This is a genomic window from Chryseobacterium oranimense (assembly GCF_900129755.1).
In the GTDB taxonomy this organism is placed as follows: Bacteria; Bacteroidota; Bacteroidia; order Flavobacteriales; family Weeksellaceae; genus Chryseobacterium; species Chryseobacterium oranimense.
The window spans coordinates 222,686-235,598 of the sequence record NZ_FQWT01000008.1; the positions used below are offsets into that span (position 1 = coordinate 222,686).

29 protein-coding genes are annotated in these 12,913 nt (G+C 34.7%); all 29 read left to right on the plus strand.

Features of this window, described 5'->3' with window-relative positions; genetic code table 11:
- Positions 1-52 precede the first annotated feature (52 nt).
- The 29 genes from BUB03_RS20115 (at position 53) to BUB03_RS20245 (ending at position 12,747) form a co-directional block, all read left to right on the plus strand.
- Positions 53-454, plus strand: a complete 402-nt coding sequence (locus BUB03_RS20115; protein WP_073066502.1) for a hypothetical protein — start codon at positions 53-55, stop codon at positions 452-454.
- Between the two features lie 79 nt (positions 455-533).
- Positions 534-683, plus strand: coding sequence for a hypothetical protein (locus BUB03_RS21990; RefSeq protein WP_175547522.1), 150 nt, complete (start codon positions 534-536; stop codon positions 681-683).
- The gene (locus BUB03_RS20120; protein WP_073066504.1) at positions 677-889 is read left to right on the plus strand and encodes a hypothetical protein; all 213 of its coding nucleotides are present in this window, start codon (positions 677-679) and stop codon (positions 887-889) included. Before BUB03_RS21990 ends, BUB03_RS20120 begins: the two co-directional genes overlap by 7 nt.
- Before the next feature lie 18 nt (positions 890-907).
- On the plus strand, positions 908-1,183 hold the full coding sequence (locus BUB03_RS20125) for a hypothetical protein (RefSeq protein WP_073066507.1): 276 nt from the start codon (positions 908-910) through the stop codon (positions 1,181-1,183).
- A gap of 1 nt (position 1,184) precedes the next feature.
- Complete coding sequence (locus BUB03_RS20130) at positions 1,185-1,706, plus strand: hypothetical protein (protein WP_073066510.1); 522 nt, start codon at positions 1,185-1,187, stop codon at positions 1,704-1,706.
- A complete protein-coding gene (locus BUB03_RS20135; protein WP_073066512.1) occupies positions 1,706-2,605 on the plus strand; it encodes a hypothetical protein in 900 nt (299 codons plus the stop codon). Before BUB03_RS20130 ends, BUB03_RS20135 begins: the two co-directional genes overlap by 1 nt.
- Complete coding sequence (locus tag BUB03_RS20140; RefSeq protein ID WP_073066515.1) at positions 2,602-2,898, plus strand: hypothetical protein; 297 nt, start codon at positions 2,602-2,604, stop codon at positions 2,896-2,898. The genes BUB03_RS20135 and BUB03_RS20140 overlap by 4 nt, the downstream gene beginning before the upstream one ends.
- 108 nt (positions 2,899-3,006) lie before the next feature.
- Positions 3,007-3,408 carry a helix-turn-helix domain-containing protein gene (locus tag BUB03_RS20145; protein WP_139258935.1) on the plus strand — a complete coding sequence of 134 codons (402 nt, stop codon included), beginning with the start codon at positions 3,007-3,009 and terminating at the stop codon, positions 3,406-3,408.
- 83 nt (positions 3,409-3,491) lie between these two features.
- Positions 3,492-4,388: a Lin1244/Lin1753 domain-containing protein gene (locus tag BUB03_RS20150; protein WP_073066519.1), complete on the plus strand. Its 897-nt coding sequence runs from the start codon at positions 3,492-3,494 to the stop codon at positions 4,386-4,388.
- On the plus strand, positions 4,385-5,008 hold the full coding sequence (locus tag BUB03_RS20155; RefSeq protein ID WP_073066522.1) for a hypothetical protein: 624 nt from the start codon (positions 4,385-4,387) through the stop codon (positions 5,006-5,008). Before BUB03_RS20150 ends, BUB03_RS20155 begins: the two co-directional genes overlap by 4 nt.
- A complete protein-coding gene (locus BUB03_RS20160) occupies positions 5,005-5,817 on the plus strand; it encodes a hypothetical protein (RefSeq protein WP_073066524.1) in 813 nt (270 codons plus the stop codon). The genes BUB03_RS20155 and BUB03_RS20160 overlap by 4 nt, the downstream gene beginning before the upstream one ends.
- Entirely contained in the window at positions 5,814-5,978 is a 165-nt protein-coding gene (locus tag BUB03_RS21995) for a hypothetical protein (protein WP_175547523.1), read from the plus strand. Before BUB03_RS20160 ends, BUB03_RS21995 begins: the two co-directional genes overlap by 4 nt.
- 420 nt (positions 5,979-6,398) lie before the next feature.
- Entirely contained in the window at positions 6,399-6,746 is a 348-nt protein-coding gene (locus BUB03_RS20165; protein ID WP_073066527.1) for a hypothetical protein, read from the plus strand.
- Between the two features lie 82 nt (positions 6,747-6,828).
- Positions 6,829-7,146, plus strand: a complete 318-nt coding sequence (locus tag BUB03_RS20170) for a hypothetical protein (RefSeq protein ID WP_073066529.1) — start codon at positions 6,829-6,831, stop codon at positions 7,144-7,146.
- Positions 7,143-7,463: a hypothetical protein gene (locus BUB03_RS20175; RefSeq protein WP_073066531.1), complete on the plus strand. Its 321-nt coding sequence runs from the start codon at positions 7,143-7,145 to the stop codon at positions 7,461-7,463. The genes BUB03_RS20170 and BUB03_RS20175 overlap by 4 nt, the downstream gene beginning before the upstream one ends.
- The gene (locus tag BUB03_RS20180; protein WP_073066534.1) at positions 7,460-7,717 is read left to right on the plus strand and encodes a DUF3850 domain-containing protein; all 258 of its coding nucleotides are present in this window, start codon (positions 7,460-7,462) and stop codon (positions 7,715-7,717) included. Before BUB03_RS20175 ends, BUB03_RS20180 begins: the two co-directional genes overlap by 4 nt.
- 72 nt (positions 7,718-7,789) lie before the next feature.
- A complete protein-coding gene (locus tag BUB03_RS20185) occupies positions 7,790-8,119 on the plus strand; it encodes a hypothetical protein (protein WP_073066536.1) in 330 nt (109 codons plus the stop codon).
- A gap of 46 nt (positions 8,120-8,165) precedes the next feature.
- Positions 8,166-8,465, plus strand: a complete 300-nt coding sequence (locus BUB03_RS20190; RefSeq protein WP_073066539.1) for a hypothetical protein — start codon at positions 8,166-8,168, stop codon at positions 8,463-8,465.
- Positions 8,462-8,650 (plus strand): hypothetical protein, encoded by a 189-nt coding sequence (locus BUB03_RS20195; RefSeq protein ID WP_073066541.1) that lies wholly within the window; start codon positions 8,462-8,464, stop codon positions 8,648-8,650. The genes BUB03_RS20190 and BUB03_RS20195 overlap by 4 nt, the downstream gene beginning before the upstream one ends.
- On the plus strand, positions 8,647-9,348 hold the full coding sequence (locus BUB03_RS20200) for a hypothetical protein (protein WP_228417948.1): 702 nt from the start codon (positions 8,647-8,649) through the stop codon (positions 9,346-9,348). The genes BUB03_RS20195 and BUB03_RS20200 overlap by 4 nt, the downstream gene beginning before the upstream one ends.
- Before the next feature lie 11 nt (positions 9,349-9,359).
- The gene (locus tag BUB03_RS20205) at positions 9,360-9,599 is read left to right on the plus strand and encodes a hypothetical protein (RefSeq protein ID WP_073066544.1); all 240 of its coding nucleotides are present in this window, start codon (positions 9,360-9,362) and stop codon (positions 9,597-9,599) included.
- Positions 9,596-10,183 carry an MT-A70 family methyltransferase gene (locus BUB03_RS20210; protein WP_073066547.1) on the plus strand — a complete coding sequence of 196 codons (588 nt, stop codon included), beginning with the start codon at positions 9,596-9,598 and terminating at the stop codon, positions 10,181-10,183. Before BUB03_RS20205 ends, BUB03_RS20210 begins: the two co-directional genes overlap by 4 nt.
- Positions 10,184-10,194: 11 nt before the next feature.
- Complete coding sequence (locus BUB03_RS20215; protein ID WP_073066550.1) at positions 10,195-10,623, plus strand: hypothetical protein; 429 nt, start codon at positions 10,195-10,197, stop codon at positions 10,621-10,623.
- A 7-nt stretch (positions 10,624-10,630) separates the two neighbouring features.
- Entirely contained in the window at positions 10,631-10,894 is a 264-nt protein-coding gene (locus tag BUB03_RS20220; RefSeq protein WP_073066552.1) for a hypothetical protein, read from the plus strand.
- 39 nt (positions 10,895-10,933) lie between these two features.
- Positions 10,934-11,167, plus strand: coding sequence for a hypothetical protein (locus BUB03_RS20225; protein ID WP_073066555.1), 234 nt, complete (start codon positions 10,934-10,936; stop codon positions 11,165-11,167).
- A complete protein-coding gene (locus BUB03_RS20230) occupies positions 11,164-11,601 on the plus strand; it encodes a hypothetical protein (RefSeq protein WP_073066558.1) in 438 nt (145 codons plus the stop codon). The genes BUB03_RS20225 and BUB03_RS20230 overlap by 4 nt, the downstream gene beginning before the upstream one ends.
- 3 nt (positions 11,602-11,604) lie before the next feature.
- Complete coding sequence (locus BUB03_RS20235) at positions 11,605-11,793, plus strand: hypothetical protein (protein ID WP_073066560.1); 189 nt, start codon at positions 11,605-11,607, stop codon at positions 11,791-11,793.
- Positions 11,794-11,842: 49 nt separating this feature from the next.
- The gene (locus tag BUB03_RS20240) at positions 11,843-12,067 is read left to right on the plus strand and encodes a hypothetical protein (protein WP_073066563.1); all 225 of its coding nucleotides are present in this window, start codon (positions 11,843-11,845) and stop codon (positions 12,065-12,067) included.
- 125 nt (positions 12,068-12,192) lie between these two features.
- Positions 12,193-12,747: a recombination protein NinG gene (locus BUB03_RS20245; RefSeq protein ID WP_083539029.1), complete on the plus strand. Its 555-nt coding sequence runs from the start codon at positions 12,193-12,195 to the stop codon at positions 12,745-12,747.
- Positions 12,748-12,913 lie beyond the last annotated feature (166 nt).

Consider the following 12,913-nt stretch of genomic DNA (forward strand, 5'->3'; position numbering starts at 1 on the left):
CCTGTTCGCACCAGGTGACTCAGTAGAAATTAACTCAAATAAGTTAACAATCATGACAAAATTACCAAAAAAAACAATCTTAGGAAAATCCATTTTAAAATGGGAGTTCTACAAAATGCAGATTCCGCGTCTTTACAAGAAAGGGATATTCGGATATATCTCTTTAGAAGGTGGAGAAAGAATCAAATGTGAAAACGGAAAGTACTTCATATTGAATGAAAGGGCGGAGCGTTCCGGTCAGATTCTAAAGACCAACCCGGCTTATAAGCTTATCAAAAGATTAATTGCCCGTTGGTTCACAACTTACAGAAACGGGAATAGAGGCGGTCAAATGCATCATGTTGGATACTGGAAGTCAAGAGTTATAGATGGACTTCATAACTGCAGCCTTTTCAGAAACTCCAATATTTCCTTCAAGAAAAACCAAACTAACTTTTTAAAACTAGCATCATGAGAAAGTTTCTTTTAATAATGAAATGGTTTGGCCAGCAATACAACTACTTCGTTGAGTACCTAATTAAATACCATTAACCATGAAAGTAACAGTAATCATCGAAAATGTTGGCGGGGTGTTCTTTGTTAACCATAAACGCCTCGGACACGATAAGCTTTCAGACATGGAGAAAGTTGCACTGAATGAATTTATAAAGGAATACAAACAATCAAATCAAGAAGCATGTTAGAAGAGATAAAGTCAGAAGAAATTAAGATTAAGGTGTCAATATGTAATATGTGTAAAGGGTGGGTTAGAAGTGCAAAATGGCATAAACTTAACAAAAAGGAAAGAAATGCATTTTACCGAGAAGTTTCCAAATATGAATTAGATATTAACACTTTGACTTTCACAGAAGCTAAAGAGTTTAATACTCCAATGTGTGAATGTACATAAAAAAGTAAAAGTCAAGATATGGGTATTCAAGACTACAGTCGGGGGAGAAACAACGAAAATTCAATAGTTGCCTTCCAGAAAGTAAAAACAACTATTCCGGCAATGTGGAAGCTTGTTCTGGAAAGAGTTGACGGATTGAAAAGTACTTCTGAAATAGCGAATGATTTAGGTCTTCCAATTCACAAGATAAGCGGCCGGTTTTCGGAGCTTAAGTCAAAGCACTTAATTATTCAAACAGGAACAAAAAAGATTGGCAACTCTCAATTTGCCGTGTTCACTAAAACAAGTATTTAAAATGGAAAAACAAGTAGCGCAAACCAATAGAAACGAAGTAGCGCCAAATTCAGAAGATTTACGTTTAAGAATTCAAAATTTCATAAATAACCTTAATAAACATGACCCAAAGGATGGTGTGGATCCTACACCCGATGGAAGAGCTAAAACATTAGGAATTTCACACATTGAAATGACACTTGATGAATACTTCTTAGGTCTTTGGGAAACAGAGAATTTCAGATGGTCTGTCATAAGTAATGAAGTGGTAGGATCAATTGATCTAATTGTTACTCACCCTGTAACAGGTCAGAAATACAAAAGAGTAGGGGCTGCATCCATAATCATAATGGTAGACAAGGGAGCTTCTGCATTAGATGTCTCAAAGAAGAAGGCCAATGCACTTGATTTAGGATTTCCCAAACTTAAAGCGGAATGTACCAAAAATGCAGCTCAATCATTAGGAAAGCTATTTGGGCGTGATCTTAATAGAGGTTCTAAGTCAGATGTTTTCAATCCAAAAATAAAAGAAACAGTAAACTAATGCTAATAAGCCAATCATTAATAAAAGAAGTTCTTAAGCCTGATCATTGCCCAAAACAGATTTATTTCTCATTTGTTGAAGGATATGAGTTGACTGAGCCTTCCGAAAGTATGCTTCTAGGTAGGTACTTTGAAAGTGAATTGATAGGTGCGTGTCGCGGAGGATCAAAACAAGAGCCTATAAGGACGCTTCCAACATCCTTAAAGCCTAAGTCGAATGCAAAGAAAGAAGAACTGATTGAATACATCAAGAATAATGACGATACAGGTTACGACTTTATAGGTAAAAACAATTCAGAGCTTCAGGAATTTATAAAGTTCATGCCCCGAAATGAAATCCCAGGAGAAAAAACCAAACCATTTAGAGAATGTGATGACTTAGTTCTTTTTGCAAAGCAAGTTTTCAATAGAGTAGGTTTAGATGTTTCTAAGGGTTGGAGTCAGGTTGATGTTAGATCAGAAACTTTATCAGGAAATATTGATCATAGGAATTTTGATCTACAGGACAAATCAATTATAGCAAACTATGATGTAAAGTGGACCGCTACTAAAATGGATGATAAATGGAATGGTTGGGGAGATCCGGAGAGTGACATAAATTCAGAAATTCAGGCAGCACATTATACTATAGTTACGTATGAAGAACTTGGAAAGTGGATTCCTTTTTATTTCATAGTCTTTGGAAAAGACAAGTGGGTTAAGATCTTTCAGTTTAAACTTACAAAAGATGCGATTGATAGGCACTACAATAGGATAGCTCACACATCGGCTATCATTAGAGAATACGCAGAAAATAACTACAAAGGTAATGGAGACTTTAACAAATGCATTTCATGTCCCTTTTATGAGATCTGCGACGATAAATCAACAACTATTAACATTGAAACAATATACATATGAGTCAATTATTTTACGGAAGCATAAATTATGATGCGCTTCTAAACGCAATTAAAACCGGAAAAGTTAAAACATTCAAATCAGCCTCCGGAGTAAGGTTAGTAAATATTAACGTGTGGGTTAATGATCAACCTGATAAGTTTGATAATGACGCCTCTATTCAGGTTCAATTTAAAGATGAATTTAGATCTGAAAAGGCAGATTACATTGGGAATCTTAGAAAGCACGTGAAAAATGAAAATACAGCAATAGATGCTGAGATAGTTACAGGTGAAGATGACGATTTACCATTCTAATGAAAGACAAAGACGGATTCTATATAGGCCGTGATTCTGGCGGCCTGTTTAAATGGAATGAAAAAGTTTTAATAAGAATCGAAGAACCAAAACCCAAAAAGAAACAAAATGAAAAATCTCCCAAAAGAAGTACAGGCAAGAATTTCAGAGATTAAAGAGTCTTATCTGCCTTCAGTACAAATCCCCAACAGTAGAGTGTATAAAAAAGCAAATCTTATCGAAAGTATCGCTGTTTTAGAATACGCAAAAAGCCTAAGACGTCCTGTAAGACGCGCGGCGCCTAACGAATGCGAAGCTCTGTATGAATATCTACAAAAGAAACAGATTGAATCGGATGATTATATTGATGCTCCGACCGCAGCCTTTGAATTAGATGTCCCGGTTACAGAAGTAAGAGCTTGGAACAGGGAAGGAAAGATCAACGGAATAAGAAGAAACGGAAAGATCTATTTCTCAAAAAAAGAAATCGAAGACTACAGAAAAAACAACGGTCCTTTTTTCCTGGACTAACCAAATCAGCCATACCATAGTGTGATGTTTAAGTATGGTTGCTGAATTGAATTAACTAAAATTTTAAGAATGATATGTAAATAATGAGTAATAAAGAAGCCTATTACTTCAGTCATGATAGTAACGCAAGACAAGATGATAAAATAGTAGCATTACGCATGAAGCATGGATGGGAAGGATATGGTGTTTATTGGGCATTGGTTGAGAAATTAAGAGAAAGCAGTGGTTACATGAGTATCTGTGATTATAATATAATAGCCTATGATCTTCGTACAGACGCTGCATTAATAAAATCCATAATTGAGAATTTCAGGTTATTTTCCTTTACCGAAATAGAAAATTTAGGTAAGTGTTTCTACTCTGAAAGTTTAAAAAATAGAATGGAAAAGAAAAGCTCAAAAGCCAGAGAAAGCGCTAATAAAAGATGGGGAAGAGAGAAAGAAATGCAAACGCAATGCGAACGCATACCAAACGCAATGCGAAATGATGCTATTAAAGAAAAGAAAAGTATAGTATATAATATTACTACTAACAGTATTAATAATCTATATAATTATTCTTTTGTGAAAATCAATGATTTCCACGAGCTCTATAAAAATTTTGAATTTGAAAGGAAGTATTTGTTTCTGGCTTACAAGTTTTGGGAAATATGGAATAAAGAAAATCCCAATCAAAAAACTTTGACAGATGCTAAAATTTCAAAATGGTATGAGGCGATACGGTTAATTGTGGAAGTTGATAAGCAAAAGCCTGATAAACTGTTAGGTATTTACTGTTACTTTCTGAAATGCACAAGTAAAGAATCTGGATTTGATGATTTCTGGTTTAAAACAGTAAAATCTGTATCTGCATTCCGAAAGAAGGACAAAGATGAAGTTTATTATCTAGATAAAATAATCAGCCAGGTAAATGACAAAATTGCTAAAGATCAAGATTTTTCAAGACTCGTACAGGACACAATTAAAAAATTCAACAAATGAAAGCCATTAGACACCTCAAAAATCGATTTGAATACGCTTTGAATGGATCTGGTTCGATGAAGGTAAATCAAAACGATATAGACGCTTTAAATGCGTTGATCAAAGAAGAGAATACAAAGAATAGAAATACAGAACTTGAAGATTCGCTAATTCTGTTTTATCTCCTATCGGCCTACAAAGTTCAAAATGTAAATAACAAAGCATTACTTAAGGAAAAGGATCCAGAAGAAATTAGGTTTCCATTAGGCATGCCAGAAGCAAGTGTGATACTTAATAATCTTTCGAGTAGAATAAACCCTAAACAACAGATTATTCAAATGATTGCAGATGAACTTTGGATTTATCAGGAGTATGAACGAATTCCTAAAGACCGGGATTTATATTTGAAAGAAATGCATATAGATCCATCTTGGGAAAAACAGGGAGATTTTTCAATTCAAAAGATAACCCCTCAAGAAATGATTCCAATAAAAAAAGAAGATAGGATCACATTTGAACAAGTGGAAGAATTATTGAATAATGCAATAAAACATGCAAAAGACAATTTTCCTATGTTCAAAGCACTAGATCAAGAGTTTGTAAAGTTTATGAAAATCGAACCTTTAAGTCATAGGTTATGATTGAGGAATTAAAACCCATAGGACAGATTGAAAAATCGACTGAGATTATAAAGCTGAATGATTACCTGGTAAGTCCAGATGAAGATATTCCGGAACCCACACCAATATTATCAATAAAAGAGAATGGACGTAGAATACCAATTTTTACAGAAGATAATGTATCGATGATATTTGGACCAGCTAAATCAAGAAAATCAGCATTGATAAGATCAATTTGTCAATCGATTATGTCGGGAGAAAATGAGAAAATGTATTCAAATTATTACAGCAATAATATTGCAATATTTGACACAGAACAATCGCGGTACCACTGTTTGAGAACTACCAGATTAATCTGGAATATGACCCAGCAAACTGTAAACTATTTCTGTATTTCGACATTAAACAAGGATCAGAAAAAGAAAATTGTAGAAGATTTTTTGATACAAAATTCGGATTGTGGTTTAGTAATATTAGATAACATTGTTCATTTTGTTGGTGACTTTAATAGCGCCCAGGAAAGTTCAGATGTTACAGAATGGGTACTAAATATGAAAAGCAGATACAATACCCATATTCTGGTGGTTTTACATGAAAATGCTTCAACTGGGTTTATGAAACCTAGGGGGCATTTAGGGACAAACTTGATGAATTTATGTGAAACAGCTATTAGAATTCAGAAAGATCCAAACGATAAACATCAAAGCATTGTTTCAGCAGCTCTAACAAGAGGACGAAGTTTTGAAGACTTTGCTTTAACAATGGATGACCAAATGATTCCATACCTAAATGATTTAAGTCCATATGAAAAAGAAAATTTCAGACTATGAGAAACCATAATAAATTAGCAAAGTCAAAAACAGAGTGTATTAAAGACTTTGTTGAATCACAAAAGCCAAAGAAGCCCGCTAAGACTGTTGGGGAAATGTATCGGGAATTAAGGCGAGAAGAGTTTATATCAACTTCTGAAAATGATAGAGCTTGCCTTTAATGGTTTGTGAAAACTCTACTTCTTGTTTAAACCTATCTGAGTACCAACGGTCTGAATTACAATCGGGTTCAATCTTCTTTAAAGTGGCATGAAATGCCTTAAAATTCGTGTCGATAATAATAACACGATTATTTAAACAGCACGAAAAAAGCTTACTAATCCTCTCATTCATTTGACAAATATACAAAATAAGCACCTAAAATAGAAAAATGTTTTGAATTTCCAAAATAAGTGCTTATATTTGAAAAACAAAATCAACAACAATTAAAATAAGTCAATCATGAAAAACGAATTTATCTACAGAAACAGAACAATAATTGAAACAACAAATGGAACGTTTCAAGCATTTTATTCAAATCATTCTTCACATTTAACAAAATCGTTTAAGACACTTGAAAAGGCAAAACAACAAATCGACAAATGGTTGAATTAATAAATAACGAACAAAAAATAAGATGGGAGGTTCTAAAAACAAATGAACCTCCATTGAGAACAAAGGTTCTAGTTAGTGTAAAGTCAAGTTCGTACAATGGAACTACTACGGCTTATTTCAATAAGTGTGATAAAACGGGAGATATAATTTGTGTTTTAGATGTGGGAGGTTGTGTGCAAGGTGATGAAATTATAATCTGGGCAAATTTACCCGGCATACCTGAGTCGCTTATTAATCAGGCTAAAAATATCATAGATCAGGTGAAATTTGATAATGACTTCAAGAATCTAGAATTTGATTATACAAAAGGTGATTGGATTACAAACAGAGATTAATAAAAAAATCACATAGTTAAGTTTTCCGGGTGGATGTACGCTGAAGCCCGGTTTTAAAGTCAAACATTTAAATCAAAATATTATGAACGAATTTAAAGGAACAAAGTACCACTGGGTGGTTGACACCGAAGTAAAGTCAACAGAAGAAAGTATATTCTTTTTAGATATTGATTCACCAGGATGTTTACAATTAGGCATAGCAACAATTTATGGTGGATCTGAAAATGACATCGAAATGAAAGCTAATGCTCAACTAATAGCAAAAGCTCCTCAGATGCTTGAAATGCTTAAGAAAGCAAGAGATAAATTCATGGACTTAAAACATGATAATGATTTGCCGGAATTGAAAGATATACAATGGCAAATTGAGGATTTAATCAAAGAAGCAACAGAGCTATGAACACCAAGTACGTAAAAGTGTCGACAGCTGATCGACTGCCGGAGGAATCCAAGCATTATATAACACTTAATTCACAGGGCCAGCCGCAGGTATCTTTCTATGATAATTTAGAATTTGTATCATATTTCAAACCAGTTTACTGGCTCGAGGAAAAGCCGGACTATGATGATGAAGTAATACGTGTATTACAGAAGTGTTATGATGAATTACTTCTTGCAGCAGAAAAAGGGAATTACCCAGATAGTTTTCTCGAAGAAAATGGAGGTTCAGGCCTGTCTGAAATTTCAAATTTAATAACCAAAATAAAAGAATCATGAAAATACATAAATTAAAAACTTTACAGCCGTATTATGGTGATGTTTTAAAAGGTCGAAAAACGTTTGAACTAAGAAAAGACGATCGTAATTTCCAAGTTGGAGACAGGCTTGATTTATTTGAAGGTGATGAACAGGTAGACGATATTTCAAAGCGTAAAAACCAAAACCACATTCATAGATTTGTCACTTACAAATTAGAGGGCGGCAAATTTGGACTTGAAGTAGGCTATTGCATTTTAGGTTTAAATTACTAGATTCTAGTTAAACTCAAATAAACACGGAATCCGGGACCGTTTCTTTCTCGGTAAATCAAAACTTTTTAAACAATGAAAAAACTATTTTCAATCAGCGTTTTTGCGCTGGTAATGCTAACAGCATGTCAAAATGCAAATGAAGACGTAACAGTTAAAAATCAAGAATTGTCTAGCAAGGCAGTTGAATTGGTTAAAATGGGAGCAAGTGGGCAATCGTCCAGGTTAAATCCTAATGACGCATTTATAAGTTGTCATGATGATTACAATCATTTTACTGGAAACGCATGTGTATATGTGGATGGAAATCTGTTTAACGTGACATGGATTACTATGACACAACCAGGCGGACAACCTTCTGTTAAAGAATATTCTGCGACTCATGTATCCTCTTGTGGTTGCTAATCAATCCCGGCCCTTCGGGGCCTTTTAATTCAAAATAAAAATCACAATGGAAAGCCACAAAGAGAAACAAGAGATATTCAACAAACTATCAAATGATAGATATAAGCTAGATTTTAACAGCTTTTTATTGCTGATACTTGATGAAGTGAGGGACTATGAAACGACAAAAGACAGAGGCGCTAAAAAGATTGAGAATTTAATTTTTGAAGCCTGCGATCTCGTACAGGCTGAACAGCAAGAGAGAATAGCGAGTCAATCGATAGTTGTAACAAGGATTTTTTCGGCTAATGCTATTAATGCCGTAGAAGAAAGTGTAATAAATAACCCTGAAAACCTTATCAAATGAAAAAGACATGTGACAAATGTAAAGCACTTGAAGATGGGGGAAAATTCGCTGTAGTTTATAGATGTGAACTTGGTTACGTTCAACAAGATGGTGTCCCAAAGGAAGAATGTCCAAAGCCATTAACCACAAAAAAGTTCGTTGAAATGATGCTCCAAAAAGAGAAAAAAAATATTAAAAAGTCATGAAAGAACTAGAAGAACTAACAGCTGAGATCCGGGAGAATGAATATTCGGATTTTGATGGAATTATTGCCTGTGAATACTCCGGAATAGTAAGAGAGGCTTTCAATAAAAAAGGATTCATTTTTATGTCATGTGATTTTCTTCCTACGGAACATCCAGGACATCATTATCAAGGAGATATACTCGATATAATTGACAATCACAATGGATTTTTAGGATCTCATCCGGAGTGCACGTATATGACAAACTCTGGCGTTCGTTGGCTTTGGAACAAAGACGGAAGCAAAAACCATGATAGATGGGTAAAGCTTGAAGCAGCTGTGAGATTTTTTAATCTTCTGAAATCCAAAATCAAAATTGGTTATCTGGAAAATCCTATTCCTCACAAATATGCCAGAGACGGATTCAACTCGGTTTTAAATGGCGAATGGGTAGAGGGTATAGGAAAATACACACAGCTAATTCAACCTTGGCAGCATGGGCACGGTGAAACAAAGGCAACATGTTTATGGCTGATTGGACTTCCGGAATTAAAACCGTCTGTAATTGTAGAAGGCCGTGAACAGAGAATATGGAAACTTCCACCATGTGAAAACCGATGGAAAGAACGAAGTAGGACCTTTGCTGGAATAGCCGAAGCTATGGCAGAACAATGGTCCCCGGAACTTATAAAATTCCTACACGTATTCATTAACCACTAAATATTTATACAATGGATAAATTTTTAAAATCACTAAATCCAAAAGATGATGAAAAACACATTCTCATCTACGGTAAAGAATATAAGCTTTGGCGCGATGGTGAATACTTAGGTACCGCTATCTGGACTAAAGACGACAACGTAGGAGATTCTTTTCAAAACAAAAGATACGATTCTAAAATAGACCGATATATCAATGATGTTTATGTCGCTGATTCCTGGGAGTTGATTATTAACAAAACAAGATTATGAAATACAAAGTTATATACGCCGATCCACCGTGGATTCAAAAAGCCGGAAGAAAAATGTCCGGTTATAAAATAGTAGACGGAAAGGAGATTTGGAATAGTGAACACTCAAAACCTGAAGATCTTCCGTATGATACAATGACAGTTGATGAAATTTGTAAAATGCCTGTTAAGGAACTGATATGTAAAGATTCAGTTTTATTTATGTGGGTAACAAACAAATACTTATTACAAGCTGAAAAAGTAATTAAAGCATGGGGATTTGAATATGTTGCTTGTATCACATGGAGGAAAAACAGAATGGGTGGTGGTCTTGGGGGAGTCGTAAGAATATCAAGTGAGTATTTGCTTTTCTGCAGAAGGGGAAATTTAAAGGCAGTTGGGAATATCCCAGAATCTGTAATAGATGCTAAACGACCCTATGTCAATGGCTATCCCTGTCACAGTAAGAAACCGGAAGTATTTCGAGAAATTATAGAACAATGCTTTCCCTACGAGGAAAAATTAGAACTATTTGCAAGACACGAAACTAAAGGTTGGGATGTTTTCGGAAATGAAGTTGAAAATTCTATTGAGATTAACCACTAAAAAACAAAACAATGACAAAAGAAGAACAATTAAAAATTTACTCGGCTTATTTGCCGTATGGCCTGGAGCTTCAACACAAGTATGAAAAAGCTAAGCATGAGGGAGAATCCGTTTTGAGAAGCTGGGTTAAGCCTTTAGAACCTTTAGATTTAGGCTGTTTGTTTCCACATCGAAAGGATAGTTTTGATTGGAAGCCTATTCTTTACGATTTATCATATTTATCCAAGGAGATAGAGCATGAAGGGGTGAAAGTTATTCCAATTGACTACATATCTCTTTCCAAAGCAAATAGCCAGAGAATAATGCGAAGATATGCTAATGGTCAATCATTAGATGTTTTAGAACAATGGCAGTTTGAAAGGCTTTTACAACTGCATCTAAACGTCTTCAACCTTCCAGAAGACCAGTTTATCAACAAAGCAACTTTAACAAACAAATAATAAAGCAATGAAAAAAACAATTGAATTACAGGTAGACTTTTGGCAAAAGGTAAAATATTCAGGAACTATTAAAGTTACCGAAGATCAAGCAGAACAATTGAAGGATGAAGACGGGGGAGATATTGATCAGTATATTAGAGTAGATGGAGAATTAGTTTCTAATCCTTTATGGGATATTCTGCAAGAGGTTACAACTGAATCTAATGTTTTTGATTGGGGTGATGAGTTAACAGATTTGGAAGTAAATGAATTTTACGAAAGTGAAGATTAACCCCGTGCCATCTTAGGGTGGCACTTTAAAACAAGAATTATGGAAAAATTAGAAAGTAAATCAAAAGTAGCTATATGTGAAAATTGTCAATCATTTGTTTTAGCATGTGCAACTGACCATTTATCTAAAGAAACAGAGAAAGAGTTTACTGAATTTACTAATATGGGTTTTACTGTAAAAATAGAATCCAAAGAGGAAACCATAAAAAGAGGTTATTCCTACTGGGAAAACTGTATAAATAGTAACTGTAATTTAAAAATTAAAGAATCATGAAACAGCTAGATTTAGAATTACAGAAAAGACTGCTTATTGTGGAGTCGGAAAATGAAACGCAAGCACGAATTTATGGTTATGGTAAATACGGAGCTTTAGGGATTAAATTCATCTGCAAAGGCCCGGATCTTACTGAGGATATAGCGAAGGGTTTAGTTAATGGAATGTATCCTGAACACTATGTGTTATCAATTGGTATTTCGCAATTATATCAATCAGGAATCGCAACATACATAGGTGATCCTTTAAAAGCTTTTGTCGAACAATTAAAGTCAAAAGGGTATTATTGGGGTGAGAATCCTGTCAAGCATCCAGAAAATATGGCCATAATCCCCGCCAGTTTAGGATGGTGGTTAAAGCAAGCAAAAAAACACGACGAAGCTGAATCCCGGACCTTCAACCTGGAGAAAACTAGAATATTTGAAATACTGTAAAAGATGAAATATATAAAATCATTAAACTGGAGTGGATATTTAATTGTACTGGTCATTTCAGCCTTAGCTTCATTTGCCAATAAAAACACTATCAATGATCAAAACGTTGTTGACTGGACCAACTGGCTAGTAGGTTTTTTAATCGGAGCTGTATTAGGATTATTTATTCTTATTGCTGGAAGATCAGAGTAATTACGGCAAACCACAACCAGAAGCAAAACATTAAAACTAATTTTAAAAAATGAAAAGGATCAGTATAAAGCATCAGAACGATTTAATCTTGGGAATCATCGGGGCCTTGAAGACTTGCGTTCTCGGAAAAGGAGTAAGGGAGAGTCACGAAATCAAGATAAACCGCGGCCATTATGATTCGCAAATCGAATTCACCCGGAAAGACGGAAAATACATTCAGCCCATCGACTTCTTTATGCTAGGGTATTTCGTTGGAAGGGATTATCAAGACTAAAAAATTTTCCAAAAACGATAAGTTAGATCTATCAATAAAAAATGTTAGTAAATATTTACATTTTTTGTTAGAAACTATTGTTTTGTAAAAAACCTAGTCGTAACTTTACTGTAAAGCAGATGGTTATGAAGGTGGTGAAGCCTAAGAAATGCGCAGTATGTGGGGATGAATTTATACCGAGTAAGACAACTCAAAAAGTATGTGGAATGAACTGTGCAATTTCTTTAGGTAAGTCAAATATTCAAAAGCAAAATGCTAAAGCTTGGCAGAAAGAGAAGAAGATCATGAAGGAGAGGCTTAAAAATCATAAAGATTGGCTTCAGGACCTACAGAAGGTATTCAATGAATTTATCCGCCTATCCCAAAAGGGCAGCAGTTGCATCAGCTGTCCGAATCCAGAGCCAACCGACGCAGGACATTACAGAAGTATCGGGGCTCATCCGGAACTCCGATTTGAAGAAAAGAACGTAAACCTACAATGTAGAAAATGCAACGGTTACTGGGGTGGAAATTTAATTGAATACCGGAAGGGTCTTGTAAGGAAATACGGAATTGAGGTTGTCGAATGGCTGGAAGGGCCTCATGAACCAATAAAGCTGTCAATTCCAGAGATAAAAGAAAAGATTGAATACTACCGCGGAAAGATTAGGGAAATGAAGAAGAAAGCGGAAATCAGTTAGATATGATTGTTGTCAAATTTCCAGGCACACATGAAGTAGAAGATAGGGGTTGAGTGGTGGATGATGTTGTGGGGTGCTTGGTGTTTTTTAATAAAAGAATAAATATGAGTTTAGATGTTTCTTTATATGAAAATAATGACTGTGTGTATGATTCAAATATTACTCA